The sequence below is a fragment of the Streptomyces avidinii genome (assembly GCF_045161815.1).
Taxonomy (GTDB): domain Bacteria; phylum Actinomycetota; class Actinomycetes; order Streptomycetales; family Streptomycetaceae; genus Streptomyces; species Streptomyces avidinii.
Map to the genome: position 1 here is coordinate 5,538,476 of NZ_CP108863.1, position 14,811 is coordinate 5,553,286.

Here is a 14,811-nt window from a genome sequence, read left to right on the forward strand (position 1 = left end):
GATCTCAGGTGATCGGTCGTGACGTTCTGTAGGCAGGGGCGTGAAGTCCGGGGGTCACCGGCTTGCCGCATTGCTCACTCGTGTGGGGCAGCGGAACAGGGCATTAGTAAGACAATCGCCTCAAGGTGGATGAACAGGCACGAATCCACCACCGGAGGTCGATGTGGCGCGACAGCAGACACCCGGGGGAGTGGAACCCTCCCGCATCCGAAGTACCGCCGCGGCGCTCACCTCCCTGACGGCGCTCGCCGCCATGTCGCTCGTCGCCGGACCCGCAGTGGCCGACTCCGGAGCCGGACCCTGCGCACTGACCCGCACCACGGCGCACCACTCCCTCGGCCTGGACACCTGGAACGGCGCCTACCCCAAGCCCGAGCGCACGCTCGACGCGGTCATGGTCTTCCTCTCCTTCCCCGACCACCGCAGCGCCCTGACGACCGAGGAGATCGTCGGCGACTACTTCCCCGCCACCAGCAACTTCTTCGAGCAGGCCTCGTACGGGCGGTTCCGGCTGGCCCCGCACCCGCAGAAGCAGTGGATCCAGATGCCCAAGCCGTCCACGGCGTACGGCATAAAGCGAGACTGGGCCGCCGCGGACCGGGCGGCCTACCTGCGGGACGCGGTCGCGACCGCCGACGCGCAGGTGGACTTCCGCAAGTACGACGTCGTGTACTTCGTGGCCGACCCGGACGCGCCCGGCGTGGACTCCGACGCCACGAAGGTCGTCAACTTCGAGCACCCGATCGTCGCGGACGGCACGGAACTGCGCCGGATCGTGACCGTCTTCGAGCGCCACCCGCCGGACCGGAACGTCCTGGCCCATGAGACCGGGCACGTCTTCGACCTGCCCGACCTCTACCACCGGCCCACGGACGGCAAGGGCGACTGGGACACGTACGTCGGGGACTGGGACGTCATGGGCAGCCAGTTCGGCATGGCCCCGGACCTCTTCGCCTGGCACAAGTGGAAGCTGGGCTGGCTGGACGCGTCCCAGGTGGACTGCGTGCAGTCGGGCTCCTCGCTGCACACCCTCCAGCCGCTGGCCGAGGCCCCGCCGAGCGGCGGGATCGGCGGGACCAGACTCGCGGTGATCCGTACGGGCCCCGGCAGCGCGATCGCCGTCGAGGCGCGGGGCTCCGCCGGCAACGACGGCGACACCTGCACGGAGGGCGTCCTGGTCTACCGGGTGCGCAACGAGGCGGCGTCGGGCGGCGGCCCCATCGAGGTGCTGGACGCGCACCCGTCCACGGAGGCGTGCTGGGACCGCTCGGTGTACCCGCCGCTGGCGGACGCGCCGCTGGAGGTGGGCGAGACGTACACCGTGCCGGGGGAGCGGATCACCATCGAGGTGGCGGACCGCACCCGGTCCGGCGCGTACACGGTGAAGATCACGACATGACGAAGAAGGCCCCCACTCGCGTGGGGGCCTTCTTCCGTCTGTGCGCCGCCAGGGACTCGAACCCCGGACCCGCTGATTAAGAGTCAGCTGCTCTAACCAACTGAGCTAGCGGCGCTTGCTGACGAGGAAGACATTAGCAGGAGGATCCGCGGAACGAAAAATCGATATCCCCAGGTCCGGTCGGTGCCGGGGTGCGGGCCGCCCGTACGAAGGCCCAGAGCAGGGCCTCGGGCCCGGGGAGCCACGGCTCCCGCATGTCGGGCGCCACGAGCCACCGGGCGGGGCCGGGCGTGGCGGCCAGCGGCGGCACGGTGACGGCGTCCCCGCGGCCGTGGCACAGCGGCACCGGGGCGGTACGGGAACCGCCCCACTCCTCCCACGCCAGCAGGGCGGGCAGCCGGTGCGCGGTACCGGGGGCGGCGAAGAGCAGCATCCGGCCGCGGTGCACGGCGACCGGCCCGGAGCCGGGCCCCTCGGCCCGGAGCAGGTCCAGGACGCGGCGCCCGAGGACGAGCGGGACGTTGACGACGTCGAAGGGGTCCCCGCAGGGCAGCGTGGCGGGCAGTCCGGGCCGCGCCTGCCACACCGCGAGGGTGCGCCGGGGGTGGGCGGCTGCGGAGGCGAGCCAGGCGGCGCCCTGCGGGGTGACGTGGGTGGCGGGAGCGGTGAGCGCGGGAGCCGTCGTCAGCGTCGTCATATGCCAGGTGTACCCGCCGTAGCGATATGAATGCCCCGAGTCACCGAAAACCGGGACGCGGCGGGTGGCACTGGAGTATCTTGCGCCCGCCGGTCCGCCGCGCTCGGCGGTGCGGGTGGCGTGCGGGCCCGACGATCACCCGCACGCCCGTCGCGGGCCCGAGCGGTTCGGATCAACCGGCCGGGATCTCCTTGATCCGGTCGACGATCGTCCGCGTCGTGACGGCACTGGTGAACACGACCGTGCCGGGCTTGATCAGGCCCTGTTCGCCGGACTCGCCCTGCACCTGGACGCTGCGCTCGCCGAGGAACGCAAGGGTCTGACGGTCGAAGATCCACTCCTCGCGCTGGCCGGAGTGCTCGTCGAGCCGGGCGACCGCGATGCCGCTGCGGCCCGCGGCGTCGACCGCGTCGTCGACCATCACCACGCCGGGGATCTTCGCCGCCGCCCGGTAGAGCGCGGTCGTGAGCTCGGCCGGCGGATAGCTGCCGCGCAGCAGGTCGCCGATCGTGGTGAAGGCCTCCTGGTCGGGGCTGTTGCCCTTGCCCTTGGTCTCCTCGTAGATCCGCCGGAGCAGCGCGTCGGGGTCGGTGGGCAGCCCCGCGAGGTAGTTGTGGGTGGGCGCGTTGAGGTGCGGCGTCGGAGCATTGCCGTTTTCGTCGGGCCCGGCCAGGGTCACGCCCTCCGGTCCGGTGTTGCCGGGCTCGATCAGCCAGCCCATCGTGCCGTCCGCGGAGTTCCACTGGTGGCGCATGTGCAGTTGCTCGCTGACCAGGGTGCTCTTGTTGCCGACGGTCTTCACGTAGGTGTTGGCCGTCTTGCTGCCGATGTAGATGAACTGGTCCGCGCGCACCGCCGGGCCGGCGATGGAGGCGGAGGCCAGGGAGATGCGGTCCAGGAGCTGCGGGGCCCCCTTGGGGTCGGCGGCGCCGATCCGGGTGGTCAGTGCCGGGCCCGTGGCGATCGTGGAGCCGGGTCCGTCCGCGGCGCCCCGGTCCACGTAGGAGAAGAAGCCGACGGCGAGCGCGCCGGCCAGGGCGAAGCCGGCGGCGGGCACGAGGAACGAGCGGCGCAGGAACGGGTTGCGCGAGGTGGTGGTGCGGGCGCGGGCCGGGGTCGCGGTGGTGCCGGCGTCGGCGGCGCGGAGGTCTTCGTGGATCTGGGCCATCAGTCGCTCCTTGTGGAACTGGTGGCGGCCCGCGGGCAGTTCCCGTTCGGCGAACGGCAGAAGGGGAGAGTTCTCCTCCTGGCCGGCCGGGTGGGGGCGGGAAAGGTCGGCGTTCATCGGGTTCCTTCCTGTGCGGACCGGACCGCTTTCGCGCGGTCGCCATATGTCTGTCGGGGGCGAGCCGCGAGTTCCCGTTTGTTCTTCTTCAGTTCCGCGTCGGCGAGTTTGCGCAGCTTCGTACGGGCCCGGGACAGCCGGGAGCGCACGGTCCCGACCGGGATGCCGAGGACCCGGGCTGCCTCGGCGTACTCCAGGCCCTCGCACAGGCACAGCAGGAGCACCTCGCGCTCGGGTCCGCGCAGCGCGCTCAACTGCGCCAGCGTGGCCGCGATCTGCTGCCGGTCGTCCAGCCGGCCGGCCACCTCGTCGGCGTGGTCGGGCGCGGATGCGGCGCCGGCCGCCGCCGTGGCGGCGGCAGCGGCGGCCCGGTAGCGCCGGTTGCTGCGGCAGTGGTTGCGGGCGAGGTTGGTGGCGATGCCCAGGAGCCAGGGCCGCAGTGACCCGCCCTCGGCGTCGACCGTGCCGCGCAGTCGCCATGCCTCCAGGAAGACCGCCGACATGACGTCCTCGGCGGAGGCCCAGTCCCCGGTCATCCGGAAGGCATGGTTGTAGACGGTGCGGGCGTAGCTGTCGAACAGCTCCGCATAGGCGTCCGGATCCCCGGACCGCACCCGGGTTCGCATCTCTGTTGTCACTCCTGTCGGCTGTCCGGCACCCACGAGGGGGTTCCCGTGACCTGCGTCACGTCCCCGCCGTGGAACGACCCCTCATACGAGGTCGGTGCCGGTGCCGCGCTGGAGGGTTTCGCCGAACTCGATCATCTTGCGGGCGTAGTCCTCGGTCCACTCCGCCTGCTCGGCGATGAGCGCCGGCGTCAGCCGGTCGAACCGCCGGGGGTCCGCCAGCTGGGCGGCCGCCAGGGCCTGGAACTCCACCGCCCGCTCCTGCGCGGCCCGGAAGGCCAGCGTCAGCTCGGTCGCACGGGCCAGCAGTTCGCGCGGGTCCTCGATCGACTCCAGGTCGAAGAAGTGCTCCGGGTCCGCCACGGCCTCCGAGGGCTCGAAGAGCAGAGGCGCCGGCCGCAGCCGCCGCTCGGTCCGCTCGGGCTCTGCCATGCGTGTCCTCCTGCTGCGCGTGCGAAGTGATTCCGGGCCACCGTCCATTGTCCAACGCCGCGCAAGACCCCTGCGCGACGGGCTGGAACACCTGTACGGCCGACGGGACGCAGGAGCAGGTCGACGGTTTCCGTGGTGAGGGAGTCGAGCTGGTGAGCGGCCGGCGCCGGTCTCCGCGCCCGCGGAATCCCCGTCAGGCGGTCCTGGGGGCGGACATCCGGTCGACCATTCGCACGACCGTGCGGCGGCTCGCGAACCGGCCGGCGAAGGCCATGGCCCGGTTCATGCCTCCGGAGATCACGCTCGGCGGCGGGTTCTTCCGGTCGAGCGCCTTCAGCGCGGTGCGTACGACCTCCTCGGAGGTCTGCATCCGGGTGCCGCCGGCGGCGTCCTCCGTGCCGACCACGTCGAAGAACTCCGTCTTCGTCGCGCCGGGCGACAGGGCCAGGACGCGCAGCCCGGTGCCCCGGTTCTCCTGCCAGAGGGCCTCGGTGAAGCTGAGCACGAACGCCTTGGTGGCGGCGTACACGGCCATGTTCGGGACGGGCTGGTAGGCGGCCATGCTGGCGACGTTCACCAGCACGCCCTCGCCGTGGGCGCGCAGCCGCCCGATGAAGGCGCGGCTGATGTCGACGACGGCCATCACGTCGAGGCCCACTTCCTGGCGCAGGCGCTGCGGGTCCTCCTCGTGGAAGCGGCCGTAGGTGCCGAAGCCGGCGTTGTTGATGACGCCGGAGACCTTGATGCCGCGCCGGTCGACCTCGGCGGCCAGCAGTTCGCCCGACCCGTCGACGGCCAGGTCCATGGTGATCGTCTCCACCGCGACGCCGTGGGCCGCGGACAGCTGTCCGGCGAGCTCCTTCAGGCGGTCCTCGCGGCGGGCGACGAGCACGAGGTCGGAACCCCGGGCGGCGATCCGGCGGGCGAACTCGGCGCCCAGGCCGGAGCTGGCGCCGGTGATGAGAGTGGTCCTGCCTCGGTAGTCGACCGCGTTCACAGTGGCTCCTCGCTCATGGGATGACGGACAGCATCGAGCATCACTGTATGCCCGTCTGGCAGTCACTGCCAATCGGGCAGTATAGGCCAGACAGGCGGTCCGCCTATATGCTGGCCGGATGGGGACCACCGCAACGCAGCCGAGCCTGTGGGACCGCTCCCGGCAGGCCGTGGTTGCGAGCATCTTCGAGACGGCCATGCGGCTCTTCGCCGAGCGGGGCTACGAGGCCACGACGATCGCGCAGATCGCCAAGGAGGCGGGCATCTCCCAGCGGTCGCTGTTCCGGTACTTCGGCACCAAGGAGGACATCGTCTGCGGTGAGCAGGAGGAGCACGGCGAACTGCTCCGCGCGGCGGTGGAGGCCCAGCCCGCCGCCGCCACCCCGTGGGAGGCCCTGCGCGCCGGCTTCGAGGCACTCATGGATGCTCACGGCAGCCCCGAGCAGCTGCTGGAGATCACGACGCTGATCTTCGACACCCCGTCGCTGCGCGCCCGCTACACGCAGAAGCGGCTGCGCTGGCAGGAAATGGTCCTGCCCGCCGTCACGGCCCGCATGGCCGCGGGGGAGGGGCCGGTCTCCGAGGTGCGCGCCGCAGCGGTCGTCGCGACCGTCTTCGCCTGCGTGGACGCCGCCACCGAAGTCTGGGTCCGCAGCGGCGGCCGCACCGACCTGGCGGCCCTCTACGACGAGGCGCTGACCGCCGTACGGGGCTGAGTGAACGGCGGGGGGCGCCCGCGGAGTTCCCCGTGGACGCCCTCGACGCGCAGCGGCGCGGAGATCAGACCGTGACGGCCTCCGCGGCGCGCTGCGCCGCCAGTTCGGCCACGTCGTCCAGGACCCCGGCGAGTTCGCCCGCGAGCGTCTCCGGGGCCAGGAAGCCCTCGGGCCCGAGCAGCTTGGGGATGCCGGGGACGGCGACCGAGCGCTCGGCGGGCAGCATGCCGAGCCGGGTGAGGACGGGGAGCAGCATCTGGGCGGCCGGGGCGCCGCCGGTGGGGCCGGCGCTGTAGCTGACGATGCCGACCGGCTTGCCCTTCCACTCGTTGTAGAGGAAGTCGATCGCGTTCTTGAACGGGGCCGTGAAGCCGCCGTTGTACATCGGCAGGACGAAGAGGAAGGCGTCGGCCGAGTCGACCAGGGCGCTCCAGTCGCGGGTGTGCTGATGCGCGTAGTTGCCGGTGGAGGCGTATTCGGGCTCGTCCAGGAACGGCAGGGCGATCTCGGCGAGGTCGACGGGGGTGACCTCGAAGTCGCCCCGCTCGCGGGCCTGCTCGGTGACCCAGTGGGCGAGCGGGCGGCCGGCGGAGGTGGGGCGGGTGGCGGCGGAGATGACGTGCAGGCGGGTCATGTGAGTGCTTCCGGTCGATGTGGTTGTTGATGTGTCATCTATAGAAGCGGGAATCTGGGTGACGTGTCAATCAGATAAGTGATGTGTCACCGACCTGGTTAGAGTGGCGGACATGACCCCCGCACCGGAGCCCGGGCCCCGCTGGCTCACCGAGTCCGAACAGGACGCCTGGTACGCGTGGCGGCGGATGTTCCCGCTGGTCAACGCCGAGATCGCGCGCGACCTCAACCAGGACAGCGGACTCTCCGAGGCCGACTACGACGTCCTGTCGGTGCTCGGGTCCACCGACGGCCACCGCATGCGCATCAGCGCACTGGCCGAGCTGATGCGCTGGTCGCGCAGCCGGCTGTCCCACCAGCTCACCCGGATGGAACAGCGGGGCGTCGTCCGCCGCGAGGAAGTGGCCTCCGACGGGCGGGGAGCCGAGGTGGTCCTCACCGAGTCCGGCGTCACCATGATCACGGAAGCCGCCCCGCTGCACGTGGAGTCCGTACGCCGCCACCTGCTCGACGCCCTGACACCGGACCAGCTGCGCACCCTGGCCGAGGTCGGCGAGGTGGTCCGCGAACGCCTCGGCGCCCGGCGCAAGACATGAACCGGTCCCGCCGCAGGCACCGGGCACCAGCGCCACGGTGACGCCCCGGCCGGTTCAGGGCCGCCAGGACACCCGGTGCTCGGCCAGATGCGCCAGGACCGAGTGGTTCGCCTCCCAGCCGTCCGGGAACTTCACCGTCACGCCCAGCTGGACCGGCTCCGTCGACGGGTGGTCGTCCAGCAGCTCCGCTATCCCCGCCCGGGCCACCACCACACACGCGTGCCGGTGCCGGGAGGCCAGGACGCACAACCGGCCCGTCTCCAGATGGAACGCCGTCGCGTCCGGGCGCCCCGACAGCGGGTGCAGGACCACCGTGAGGTCGTACTCGCGGCCCTGGAGCCGGTTCGCGGTGTCCACGGTGACCCCCGTGACCCCGAGCGAGGCCAGCGCCGCGCGGACCGCGGCCGCCTGGTCCCGGTGCGCCGTGCCGACCGCGATCCGGTCCGCCGTCAGCGGAGCCGGGGCCGGGGACTGCTCGTCGGAGGTCACCGCCCCGCGGTCCAGCGCCCGGCGGACCACCAGGGCCACCGCCCGGACCGCCTCCGGATCGGTGCGCGGAGTGTGCCGGGCGGGCAGCTCCAGCAGGCCCCAGCCCGCCTCGGCCGCCTCGTCCAGGACCCGGTCCGGGCCCGAGCCGTCCGACGGGACCCCGTACGACAGCCGCCGCTCGCCCGGGCCCGTACCGCTGCGGAACTGCGTGTACGGGTAGAAGGCGCGGGAGACCAGCGGCGCGGCCGACGCCGGGAGCCGCCAGGACACCGGCAACCGGTGCTGCGGCAGCTGCGGGTTGTGCGCGAGCAGGGTGCTCACCGCCGACGCGGAGGGATCGTAGGACAGGCCCGCCCACTGCTCCGCGCCGACCACACTGAACGGGTCCAGCTGCCCCGGGTCGCCCACGAACAGCGCCCGCTCGAACAGCCCGGCCACGGCCAGCAGCGCGTCCGAGCGCATCTGGTACGCCTCGTCGACGATGGCGTGCTGCCAGGGCTCCACGTCCTTGACGAACGCCCACTTCGCCGCCGTGGAGATGGTGATCGGCAGCTCCGCCAGGTCCTTCGGCTTCGCCGACAGGGTGACCGAGGGCAACTCGCGCAGCGCCGGGTCGTAGGCGTCCCCCTCGCTGCTGTGCAGCCGGCCCACCTTCAGTCCGGGGTCCTTGTCGGCGAGGCGCAGCACCAGGTCGTCGACCTGCGCGTTGGTCTGCGCGACCACCATCAGCCGGCGCCCCGCCGCGGCCAGCTCCCGGGCCGCCCGGACCACGAGCGTGGACTTGCCGGCACCGGGCGGGGAATCGACGACCACCCCCCGCTCCGTCCCGTGCAGGGTGTCGGCCAGGATCGCGGCGGTCGCCCGGGCAGCCGCCGCGCCCGGATCGAATGGAGCGGTCGTGGTCACAGCAGGTCCTCGTCGGTCACGGAATCGGGCAGGGGGAGGGCACCCGCGCTCCCGGGCGGGCCGCCGTGGGTCCACGGGGTCTGCTCGGGCTCCGGGAGCTTCGGGCCACCGCGCGCGTCGTGCTCGAAGAGCGTCCAGCAGACCCGGTCACCCTTCTCCGGGACGGACCCCGGCTCCGGGTCGCGGCCGCGGCCCATCTTGTCGAGGAGCCGGAGCACCAGCCGCCCGTCCTCCTCGAAGCGGACGAACTGCGCGCTCTGCGGGCGCCCGTCCAGCGAGCGGAACACCTTCCCGCCGCCCTCGTCCGCGAGCTGCGGCCGGTCCTCCGTCACCACGGTCACCAGCGGGCGCGGGCTCGGCCGCTTCGACTCAGTCCATTCCATCACCACCTCGGCGACCTCACCGGCGAAGGCCTCGCCCGCGAGCCGACGGCCCGCCATCACCAGCGGGTCGTCCAGCGCCTCCTGGGCGTCGAGCCGCACCTGCTCCGTCTCCCGCGTGGCCAGCTTCTGGGCCGCCGTCACCGCGTCGTCGCGCCGCGGCTGCGGCGGCTCGCCCGCCCGTACGCGGTCCCGATGGCCGGTGTACGACCAGCGGTCGCGCGTCCAGCGCTCCTCCGCGCGCTCGCCCGGCGGCAGGGCGCGCAGCAGGTCGATCGCCTCCCAGGTGTTCCACCAGGTGCTCGACAGCTGGGAGGCGACCAGCCGGTACACCTCCTGCTCGGCCGACCGGACATGGCGGTCGTCGTCCCCGGGACCGGCCGCCAGGGCCGCGCGCGCGGCGTCGTAGCGGGCGATCGCCGGAGCCAGCAGCTTGTTGTCGAAGGCCGGGTCGGTCGCCGGACCGGCGGGCGGGCACAGCAACTGGCCGTCCTTGTCGCGGCCCAGCTCGGCCCGGTGGGCGGCCTCCGCGCCGCAGTGGCCCTCCGGCGGGTCGATCCAGCCCAGCAGGGCGCCCAGGTGCTGGTCCTCCAGATTGCTCTGGCCGGTGGCCCAGTGCCGGGACAACAGATCGGTGGCCGACAGCAGCATCGAGGAGCCGGGCACCCGGGACCGCTCGGCGAGGTGGGTGAACCAGCGCCCGAGCATCGGCACCTGCGAGGGAGCCGGATACGGATTGTCCGGGTCCTCCTCGGCGGTACGGCGGAACCGCATCGAGCGCCCGAGCAGCCGTACGTACTCGATGCCCGCCCGGCTCGGCACGATCAGCTGCGGCGCGTCCACGCACAGCTCGGTCTCGACCTTGACCCGCTTGCCCGTCTCCGGGTCGGTCTCGCTGCGCTCGGCCGGCTCCACGATGTCCGCGTACGCGTCTATGTGGCCCAGCACCTGGACCGCCAGGTCCGCGAGGAAGGCCCAGCGCCGGTCGCGGTCGCGCGGCTGGGGGATCACGAAGACCTGCGGCGCGTGCCGGTCGGTGCCGACCATGGCGCCGAGCGGGGCGCCCGCCTCACCGGCAGTGGTCAGCGGCACGAAGACCATCGGGCGCTCGCTCAGGTGGCGGTGCCGCACGGTCGCGAGGGGCTGGGCGCGGCCCGCGCGTACGGCCTCCAGCCGGGCCAGGGTGTTCAGCAGGGACATGCGGGGGTCTCCGGGACGTGGTGCGGCGGGCGGGCGGCGGCCGCATCCAGGGCCTCGGCGCGCAGCCGGGCGGCGCGGTGCAGCGCGGCGGCGGTCGGATCCTCGGCGCAGCCGGCTCCGGCGGCCGCCGCGAGGGCGGCCTCGACCGTGGTCAGGGCGCCCAGCTCACCCCGCACGGACCGGCCCAGCGCCGTGACGTGATCGGCGGCGCGGGCCCGGTCGCGGCAGTGGAAGGCCAGCTCGCAGGCGGCCAGGCACTCGGGCGCGTAGGCGGCGTCCACCGCGGACACCGCCAGGGCGAGCTCCTCGGTGGTCCGGGTCGCCGGATCGAAGCTGAGGCCCTCGGGCAGATCGGCGGCCAGCTCCTCGACGCGGGTCAGCCGGTCCAGCTGGCGGCGGGTCACGGAACGCTCGCGGCGGATGTCGACGGCGGAGGCGGTGGGCAGGTTCGAGAAGTCCTTCGGACAGACCAGCAGCACGGTGTGCGACACCTCGGCGCCGGTCAGCTTCTCGGCGGTCCTCTCCAGGGCCAGGACATAGACGGCGGCCTGGCGGGCGGCGGCGCCCACCTTCGCGGCGTCGGCGGCGCCGTCGATCATCGGGAACGATTTGATCTCCACGACGGTCCAGCGGCCGTCGGGGTGGACGACGACGGCGTCCGGCTCCAGGTAGGCGGGGGAACCGGCCACGTCCAGGGCGAGCATCGGATGGTCCAGCAGCGTCCAGGCCCCGCTGTCCCGGCCGGCGGCGGTCGCCTCGCGCAGCGCGAGCGCGGTCCGGGCGGCCCGGCCCTCGGGCCCGGCGGCGGTGAGGTCGGGGACGCGGGCGCCGGCCCCGGGGGACCCGGGCGGCTCGGCGGCGGGCGCGAGGTGTGCGTGGACCAGCCGCAGCAGCTCGGCTCCGCCGTCGCCCTTGACCTTGGCCTCGAAGGAGTTCCCGCGGACTATGGCGAACTGCGACTGCCCGAAGGAGGCGGGGGAGCCGAGCGCCGTGGCGAGGGCCGTCTTGTCCACGCCGGCACCGTCGAGCAGGGCGCGTCTGCCGCACCCGGGATTCGCGGCGAGGGCCGCGAGCGCCCGGGCGTCGAGCGGGCGGGGCGGCACGGCGGGGCCACGCAGACCGGCGAGCCGCTGCCGCAGTGTCGTCGGCTGCGCGGGGCTGGCGGGCGGGTAGGAGCTCACCCGCGGAAGTGTCCCATCCGCCACTGACAATCGTGGACTTAGTGCGGAAACCGGCTGCGGGGGCGGGTGATGGATGATGTACGGACCTCGAACGAACCGGGAGAATTCACATGGCCCCCCGCATCCTGCTGGCCCGCCACGGCCAGACGGCGTGGTCCCAGCTCGGCAAGCACACCGGACGCACGGACGTGCCGATGCTGGAGGAGGGCAAGCAGGGCGCGAAGCTGCTCGGCGAGCGGCTGGCCCGTGACCCGTGGCGGGGGCTGCCGGGCGTGGAGGTCCGCACCAGCCCACTGGTGCGCGCGAGCGAGAGCTGCGACCTGGCGGGCTTCGGAGCCAGGGCCGAGCCGTGGGACGCGCTGATGGAGTGGGACTACGGCGACTACGAGGGCATGACCCCGGCGGAGATCCAGGCGGTCCGGCCGGGCTGGCTGATCTGGCGCGACGGGGTCCCGGGCGGTGAGTCCGTGGCGGACGTCGCTGCGCGCGCGGACGAGGTCGTCGCCTGGGCCCGCGCGGCGGAGCGCGACGTCCTGGTCTTCGCGCACGGCCACATCCTGCGGACGCTGGCCGCGCGCTGGCTGGGCTTCGAAGCCGCCTTCGGGGCCCGTATCCGGCTGGAGCCGGCGTCCCTCTCCGTCCTGGGCTGGGCCTACGGGGCGCCGGCGCTGGAACGCTGGAACGACACGGGCCACCTCGCGTAGCGCCGGCTCCGGCCGCGCCGTGTCCCGGGCGCTGCCCGGACCCGCGCCTCAATCGCCGGCGAGGCTGGATGGTGCGGCGGGGTCGGCGCAGGTCGGTGCGTGGGGCCGTGCCGGGGTGTCTCCTCGGCTCGGCGCGCGCGGGCATGTCCCGGATGCTCGGGGTGGTCGCGCCTCGTCCTGCGGGGACACCCCGGCACGTCCCCACTCCCCTCCGCCGACCACGCCGCCAGGAGCCGCCCGCCCCCGGGGCCGACCCGGTCGGGCGAGGCATGCAACGGGATGCCCGGCACGGTCGAAGTCGGCCGTGGGGCGGGGACACGCAGGAGGGTCCCCGCAGGACGAGGCGCGACTCAGGCCGCACAACACGGCACTGCCGCGCGCGCCGAGCCGAGGAGACCCTCGTGCGGGGCACCGACCCACACCCGCACACCGCCGAGCACCCCGCAGGGGCACCGGCCGAGGAGACCCTCGTGCGGGGCACCGACCCACACCCCCAGCCGCCCGCAGGGCAACCCGCGCGCGGCACCGGCCCGCACATCAAATGCAGCCTCGCCGGCGTTTGAGGCGCGGGGTCTGGGGCGGAGCCCCAGGAGTGGTGGCGCGGCCAGGGTCAGGCCGTCGCGTGGCGGGTGAGGAAGGCGCCGACCCGGGGGGAGCGTTGATGCGGGACAAGGGTGTCGGCCGTTTCCGACAGCATCGACCGGACCCGCGTCGACTGAACCTCCGCGAGGAGGTCCAGCACCCGGCCCCCCGCCCACGCGGCCTCGTCCGGCGCCCCCGCCCGCGCCAGGTCACCGGCCAGCTCCGCGGTGTACAGCGCCACGTTCCGGGCGAAGTGCGGGTCCTGGAGGTCCGCCGCACGGCGGGCGTGCCGGGCCGCGCGGGCGTGCTCGCCCAGCGACGACCAGCAGCGCGCCTCCAGCGACTCCAGCTCCGCCTGCCCGAAGAAGGACATCCACTCGGGGTCGGCGTCCGACTCGCCCCGCGAGAACTCCGTGTGCGCCCGGGTCAGCGCCTCCTCGCACGCCCTGCGGTCGCCCAGCCCCGCCCAGCCCCCGGCCTCCCGCAGCGCGAGCAGGGACAGCAGCCGCGGGGAACCGAGGGAGCGCGCGGCGCGGCAGCCCGCCTGGGCGGCCCGTACCGCCTCGCGGGAGCGCCCGCGGTCCCGGGCCAGGAAGGCCATGTTGCTGAAGGCGTGTGCCTCCAGGCCCGAGTCCCGGGCGACCCGGGCCGTCGCCAGGGCCTCCGCGTAGTGGGAGCGGGCGTCGTCGAAGCGGCCCGAGTCGTGGGCCAGCCAGCCGACCGAGACGGCCAGTTCCCCGGCGCCGGAGTGCAGCCGGTCCTCGGTGGACTGCCGGGTGGCTCCCGCGTCGAGCAGCGCGTAGGCGGTGCGCAGCGGCTCGGCGGCCCGGCGGTACAGGGCGTCGGCGCCGTGCCGGTCGTCCAGCAGGCGGATCTGGCGTACCGCGTCCTCGACCGCGTCGGCCTCGGACTCGCCGGCGCGGGAGGGGAGCCGGCGGGTGTCGCCGAGCAGGGTGAGGCTGAGCGTCGCGGCCGCCACGGTCGCGGAGCCGCCCGCCATGAACGCGCGACGCAGCACGTCGCTCTCCTTGGCACTGGAAGGGGAACGGTGGGTGAGGACGGAGGAGGGATCGCGCTGGGCCGAGCGGCCGCGGACGCTCTCGCGGGGGGAGAAGCCCAGATCGGCCAGGGCGCGGCCGGGGAACATATGGCGGAAGACCCGCTCGTACGCGTAGTTGGGGCAGCGGATCTCGCCGGACTCGACCCGGCCGATGTAGCGCGCGTCGCAGGAAACCGTTTCTCCGATTTCCTTCGCCGCCCGGCGCACCAGCGCCGCGAACTCGGCCGGGGAGTGCTGACCGCGCAGCCGCCGGAACGTGGAGTTGGGTGAGTGGGGGGACGCCGCCATGGACGTGGCCTCTCTGGCAAGGAACGCTGCACCGGTGCTGTGACTTGGGGTCCGGCGCGCATGAACGTACCGCCAGTGACGGGGTGTTCACACGATGTTTGGCTACAAAACGGATATCTCACCCACGATCCGCCATGAACTGCCATCCTTTGCGGCGTCTTGCCACCGCACCCGTTGACGTTCCCGTGCGTTGAACCCATGCGGATACGGATCGAGGAGGGGTTCCCTTGGTGGAGGGCGGCATGGAGAGCACTGGAACGAATACCCCGGCCCCGGACCTGGACCTGGTGACCGTTCCCACCCGGCAGGGGCTGGAGGCGGTGGACATCATCCGCCGCGCGGCCAGCCAGGCGGGCGGGGTCGGGCCGGTCCTGCACGACGGGTCCGGCGACACCCTCGGCTTCCTCGTCCCGTCCGGCACCGCCGACGCCTGGGACATGCCGGGCAGCGCGTGCACGCAGACCAACGGGCGCGGGATGCGCTTCGGCGACGACGCCGCCTCGCCCACCGCGGGCGCCACCGGCTGGCTGCTCCCGCCGGAGGCGGTCGGGCCGGTCACCGACCCGGAGGTGCTGCGCGCGGCGCTCGGCGAGGCGGCCCGGCTGATCGAGGCCGCGGACAACTGCCGCTGACCGGTCCGG

The 14,811-nt window shown here is 73.6% G+C and carries 14 protein-coding genes, 1 tRNA gene and 1 pseudogene; 5 read left to right on the forward strand and 11 right to left on the reverse strand.

Translation table 11 applies throughout. The features are described 5' to 3' along the window. The first annotated feature begins 163 nt into the window (after positions 1 to 163). The gene (locus OG373_RS24850) at positions 164 to 1,399 is read left to right on the forward strand and encodes a M6 family metalloprotease domain-containing protein (protein WP_405440408.1); all 1,236 of its coding nucleotides are present in this window, start codon (positions 164 to 166) and stop codon (positions 1,397 to 1,399) included. A gap of 41 nt (positions 1,400 to 1,440) precedes the next feature. Here OG373_RS24850 and OG373_RS24855 read toward each other — a convergent pair. From OG373_RS24855 to OG373_RS24880, 6 genes and pseudogenes are all read right to left on the reverse strand, one after another. Beyond that, positions 1,441 to 1,514, reverse strand: a tRNA-Lys gene (locus OG373_RS24855). Beyond that, positions 1,505 to 2,096 (reverse strand): annotated as a pseudogene (locus tag OG373_RS24860) (bifunctional DNA primase/polymerase). Before OG373_RS24860 ends, OG373_RS24855 begins: the two are co-directional and overlap by 10 nt. Positions 2,097 to 2,268: 172 nt before the next feature. Beyond that, the gene (locus OG373_RS24865) at positions 2,269 to 3,381 is read right to left on the reverse strand and encodes a CU044_5270 family protein (RefSeq protein ID WP_405440410.1); all 1,113 of its coding nucleotides are present in this window, start codon (positions 3,379 to 3,381) and stop codon (positions 2,269 to 2,271) included. Beyond that, positions 3,378 to 4,007 (reverse strand): RNA polymerase sigma factor, encoded by a 630-nt coding sequence (locus OG373_RS24870; RefSeq protein ID WP_189973467.1) that lies wholly within the window; start codon positions 4,005 to 4,007, stop codon positions 3,378 to 3,380. The genes OG373_RS24865 and OG373_RS24870 overlap by 4 nt, the downstream gene beginning before the upstream one ends. A gap of 84 nt (positions 4,008 to 4,091) precedes the next feature. Next, complete coding sequence (locus OG373_RS24875) at positions 4,092 to 4,439, reverse strand: hypothetical protein (RefSeq protein ID WP_405440412.1); 348 nt, start codon at positions 4,437 to 4,439, stop codon at positions 4,092 to 4,094. A 193-nt stretch (positions 4,440 to 4,632) separates the two neighbouring features. Then, positions 4,633 to 5,436: an SDR family NAD(P)-dependent oxidoreductase gene (locus OG373_RS24880; protein ID WP_405440414.1), complete on the reverse strand. Its 804-nt coding sequence runs from the start codon at positions 5,434 to 5,436 to the stop codon at positions 4,633 to 4,635. A gap of 118 nt (positions 5,437 to 5,554) precedes the next feature. Here OG373_RS24880 and OG373_RS24885 point away from each other — a divergent pair, with 118 nt between their 5' ends. After that, positions 5,555 to 6,151, forward strand: a complete 597-nt coding sequence (locus tag OG373_RS24885; RefSeq protein WP_405440415.1) for a TetR/AcrR family transcriptional regulator — start codon at positions 5,555 to 5,557, stop codon at positions 6,149 to 6,151. Between the two features lie 64 nt (positions 6,152 to 6,215). Here the strand turns inward: OG373_RS24885 and OG373_RS24890 are convergent, their stop codons facing one another. Continuing rightward, positions 6,216 to 6,785 carry an NADPH-dependent FMN reductase gene (locus OG373_RS24890; RefSeq protein ID WP_405440417.1) on the reverse strand — a complete coding sequence of 190 codons (570 nt, stop codon included), beginning with the start codon at positions 6,783 to 6,785 and terminating at the stop codon, positions 6,216 to 6,218. 112 nt (positions 6,786 to 6,897) lie between these two features. Between OG373_RS24890 and OG373_RS24895 the strand changes: the two genes are divergently transcribed. Next, a complete protein-coding gene (locus OG373_RS24895; protein WP_405440418.1) occupies positions 6,898 to 7,380 on the forward strand; it encodes a MarR family winged helix-turn-helix transcriptional regulator in 483 nt (160 codons plus the stop codon). A gap of 54 nt (positions 7,381 to 7,434) precedes the next feature. Here OG373_RS24895 and OG373_RS24900 read toward each other — a convergent pair whose 3' ends face one another. From OG373_RS24900 to OG373_RS24910, 3 genes are read right to left on the reverse strand one after another with little or no spacing between them, the layout of a single operon-like run. Then, entirely contained in the window at positions 7,435 to 8,775 is a 1,341-nt protein-coding gene (locus OG373_RS24900) for an AAA domain-containing protein (protein ID WP_405440420.1), read from the reverse strand. Continuing rightward, positions 8,772 to 10,355: a hypothetical protein gene (locus tag OG373_RS24905; RefSeq protein ID WP_405440422.1), complete on the reverse strand. Its 1,584-nt coding sequence runs from the start codon at positions 10,353 to 10,355 to the stop codon at positions 8,772 to 8,774. The genes OG373_RS24900 and OG373_RS24905 overlap by 4 nt, the downstream gene beginning before the upstream one ends. Then, on the reverse strand, positions 10,343 to 11,560 hold the full coding sequence (locus OG373_RS24910; protein WP_405440424.1) for a hypothetical protein: 1,218 nt from the start codon (positions 11,558 to 11,560) through the stop codon (positions 10,343 to 10,345). The genes OG373_RS24905 and OG373_RS24910 overlap by 13 nt, the downstream gene beginning before the upstream one ends. A gap of 86 nt (positions 11,561 to 11,646) precedes the next feature. Here OG373_RS24910 and OG373_RS24915 point away from each other — a divergent pair, with 86 nt between their 5' ends. Then, positions 11,647 to 12,240, forward strand: a complete 594-nt coding sequence (locus tag OG373_RS24915; RefSeq protein ID WP_397731133.1) for a histidine phosphatase family protein — start codon at positions 11,647 to 11,649, stop codon at positions 12,238 to 12,240. Positions 12,241 to 12,850: 610 nt separating this feature from the next. Here OG373_RS24915 and OG373_RS24920 read toward each other — a convergent pair. Next, complete coding sequence (locus OG373_RS24920) at positions 12,851 to 14,170, reverse strand: tetratricopeptide repeat protein (protein ID WP_405440425.1); 1,320 nt, start codon at positions 14,168 to 14,170, stop codon at positions 12,851 to 12,853. A 242-nt stretch (positions 14,171 to 14,412) separates the two neighbouring features. Between OG373_RS24920 and OG373_RS24925 the strand changes: the two genes are divergently transcribed. Beyond that, positions 14,413 to 14,802: a hypothetical protein gene (locus OG373_RS24925; protein ID WP_405440427.1), complete on the forward strand. Its 390-nt coding sequence runs from the start codon at positions 14,413 to 14,415 to the stop codon at positions 14,800 to 14,802. The last annotated feature ends 9 nt before the right edge of the window (positions 14,803 to 14,811 follow it).

What these genes read in the sequence shown, in the direction of transcription:
- OG373_RS24875 (WP_405440412.1), bottom strand. Translation starts at nt 4,439, where the DNA reads ATGGCAGAGCCCGAGCGGACCGAGCGGCGGCTGCGGCCGGCGCCTCTG.
- OG373_RS24885 (WP_405440415.1), top strand. Translation starts at nt 5,555, where the DNA reads ATGGGGACCACCGCAACGCAGCCGAGCCTGTGGGACCGCTCCCGGCAG.
- OG373_RS24865 (WP_405440410.1), bottom strand. Translation starts at nt 3,381, where the DNA reads ATGAACGCCGACCTTTCCCGCCCCCACCCGGCCGGCCAGGAGGAGAAC.
- OG373_RS24905 (WP_405440422.1), bottom strand. Translation starts at nt 10,355, where the DNA reads ATGTCCCTGCTGAACACCCTGGCCCGGCTGGAGGCCGTACGCGCGGGC.
- OG373_RS24895 (WP_405440418.1), top strand. Translation starts at nt 6,898, where the DNA reads ATGACCCCCGCACCGGAGCCCGGGCCCCGCTGGCTCACCGAGTCCGAA.
- OG373_RS24870 (WP_189973467.1), bottom strand. Translation starts at nt 4,007, where the DNA reads ATGCGAACCCGGGTGCGGTCCGGGGATCCGGACGCCTATGCGGAGCTG.
- OG373_RS24925 (WP_405440427.1), top strand. Translation starts at nt 14,413, where the DNA reads ATGGAGAGCACTGGAACGAATACCCCGGCCCCGGACCTGGACCTGGTG.
- OG373_RS24920 (WP_405440425.1), bottom strand. Translation starts at nt 14,170, where the DNA reads ATGGCGGCGTCCCCCCACTCACCCAACTCCACGTTCCGGCGGCTGCGC.
- OG373_RS24915 (WP_397731133.1), top strand. Translation starts at nt 11,647, where the DNA reads ATGGCCCCCCGCATCCTGCTGGCCCGCCACGGCCAGACGGCGTGGTCC.
- OG373_RS24890 (WP_405440417.1), bottom strand. Translation starts at nt 6,785, where the DNA reads ATGACCCGCCTGCACGTCATCTCCGCCGCCACCCGCCCCACCTCCGCC.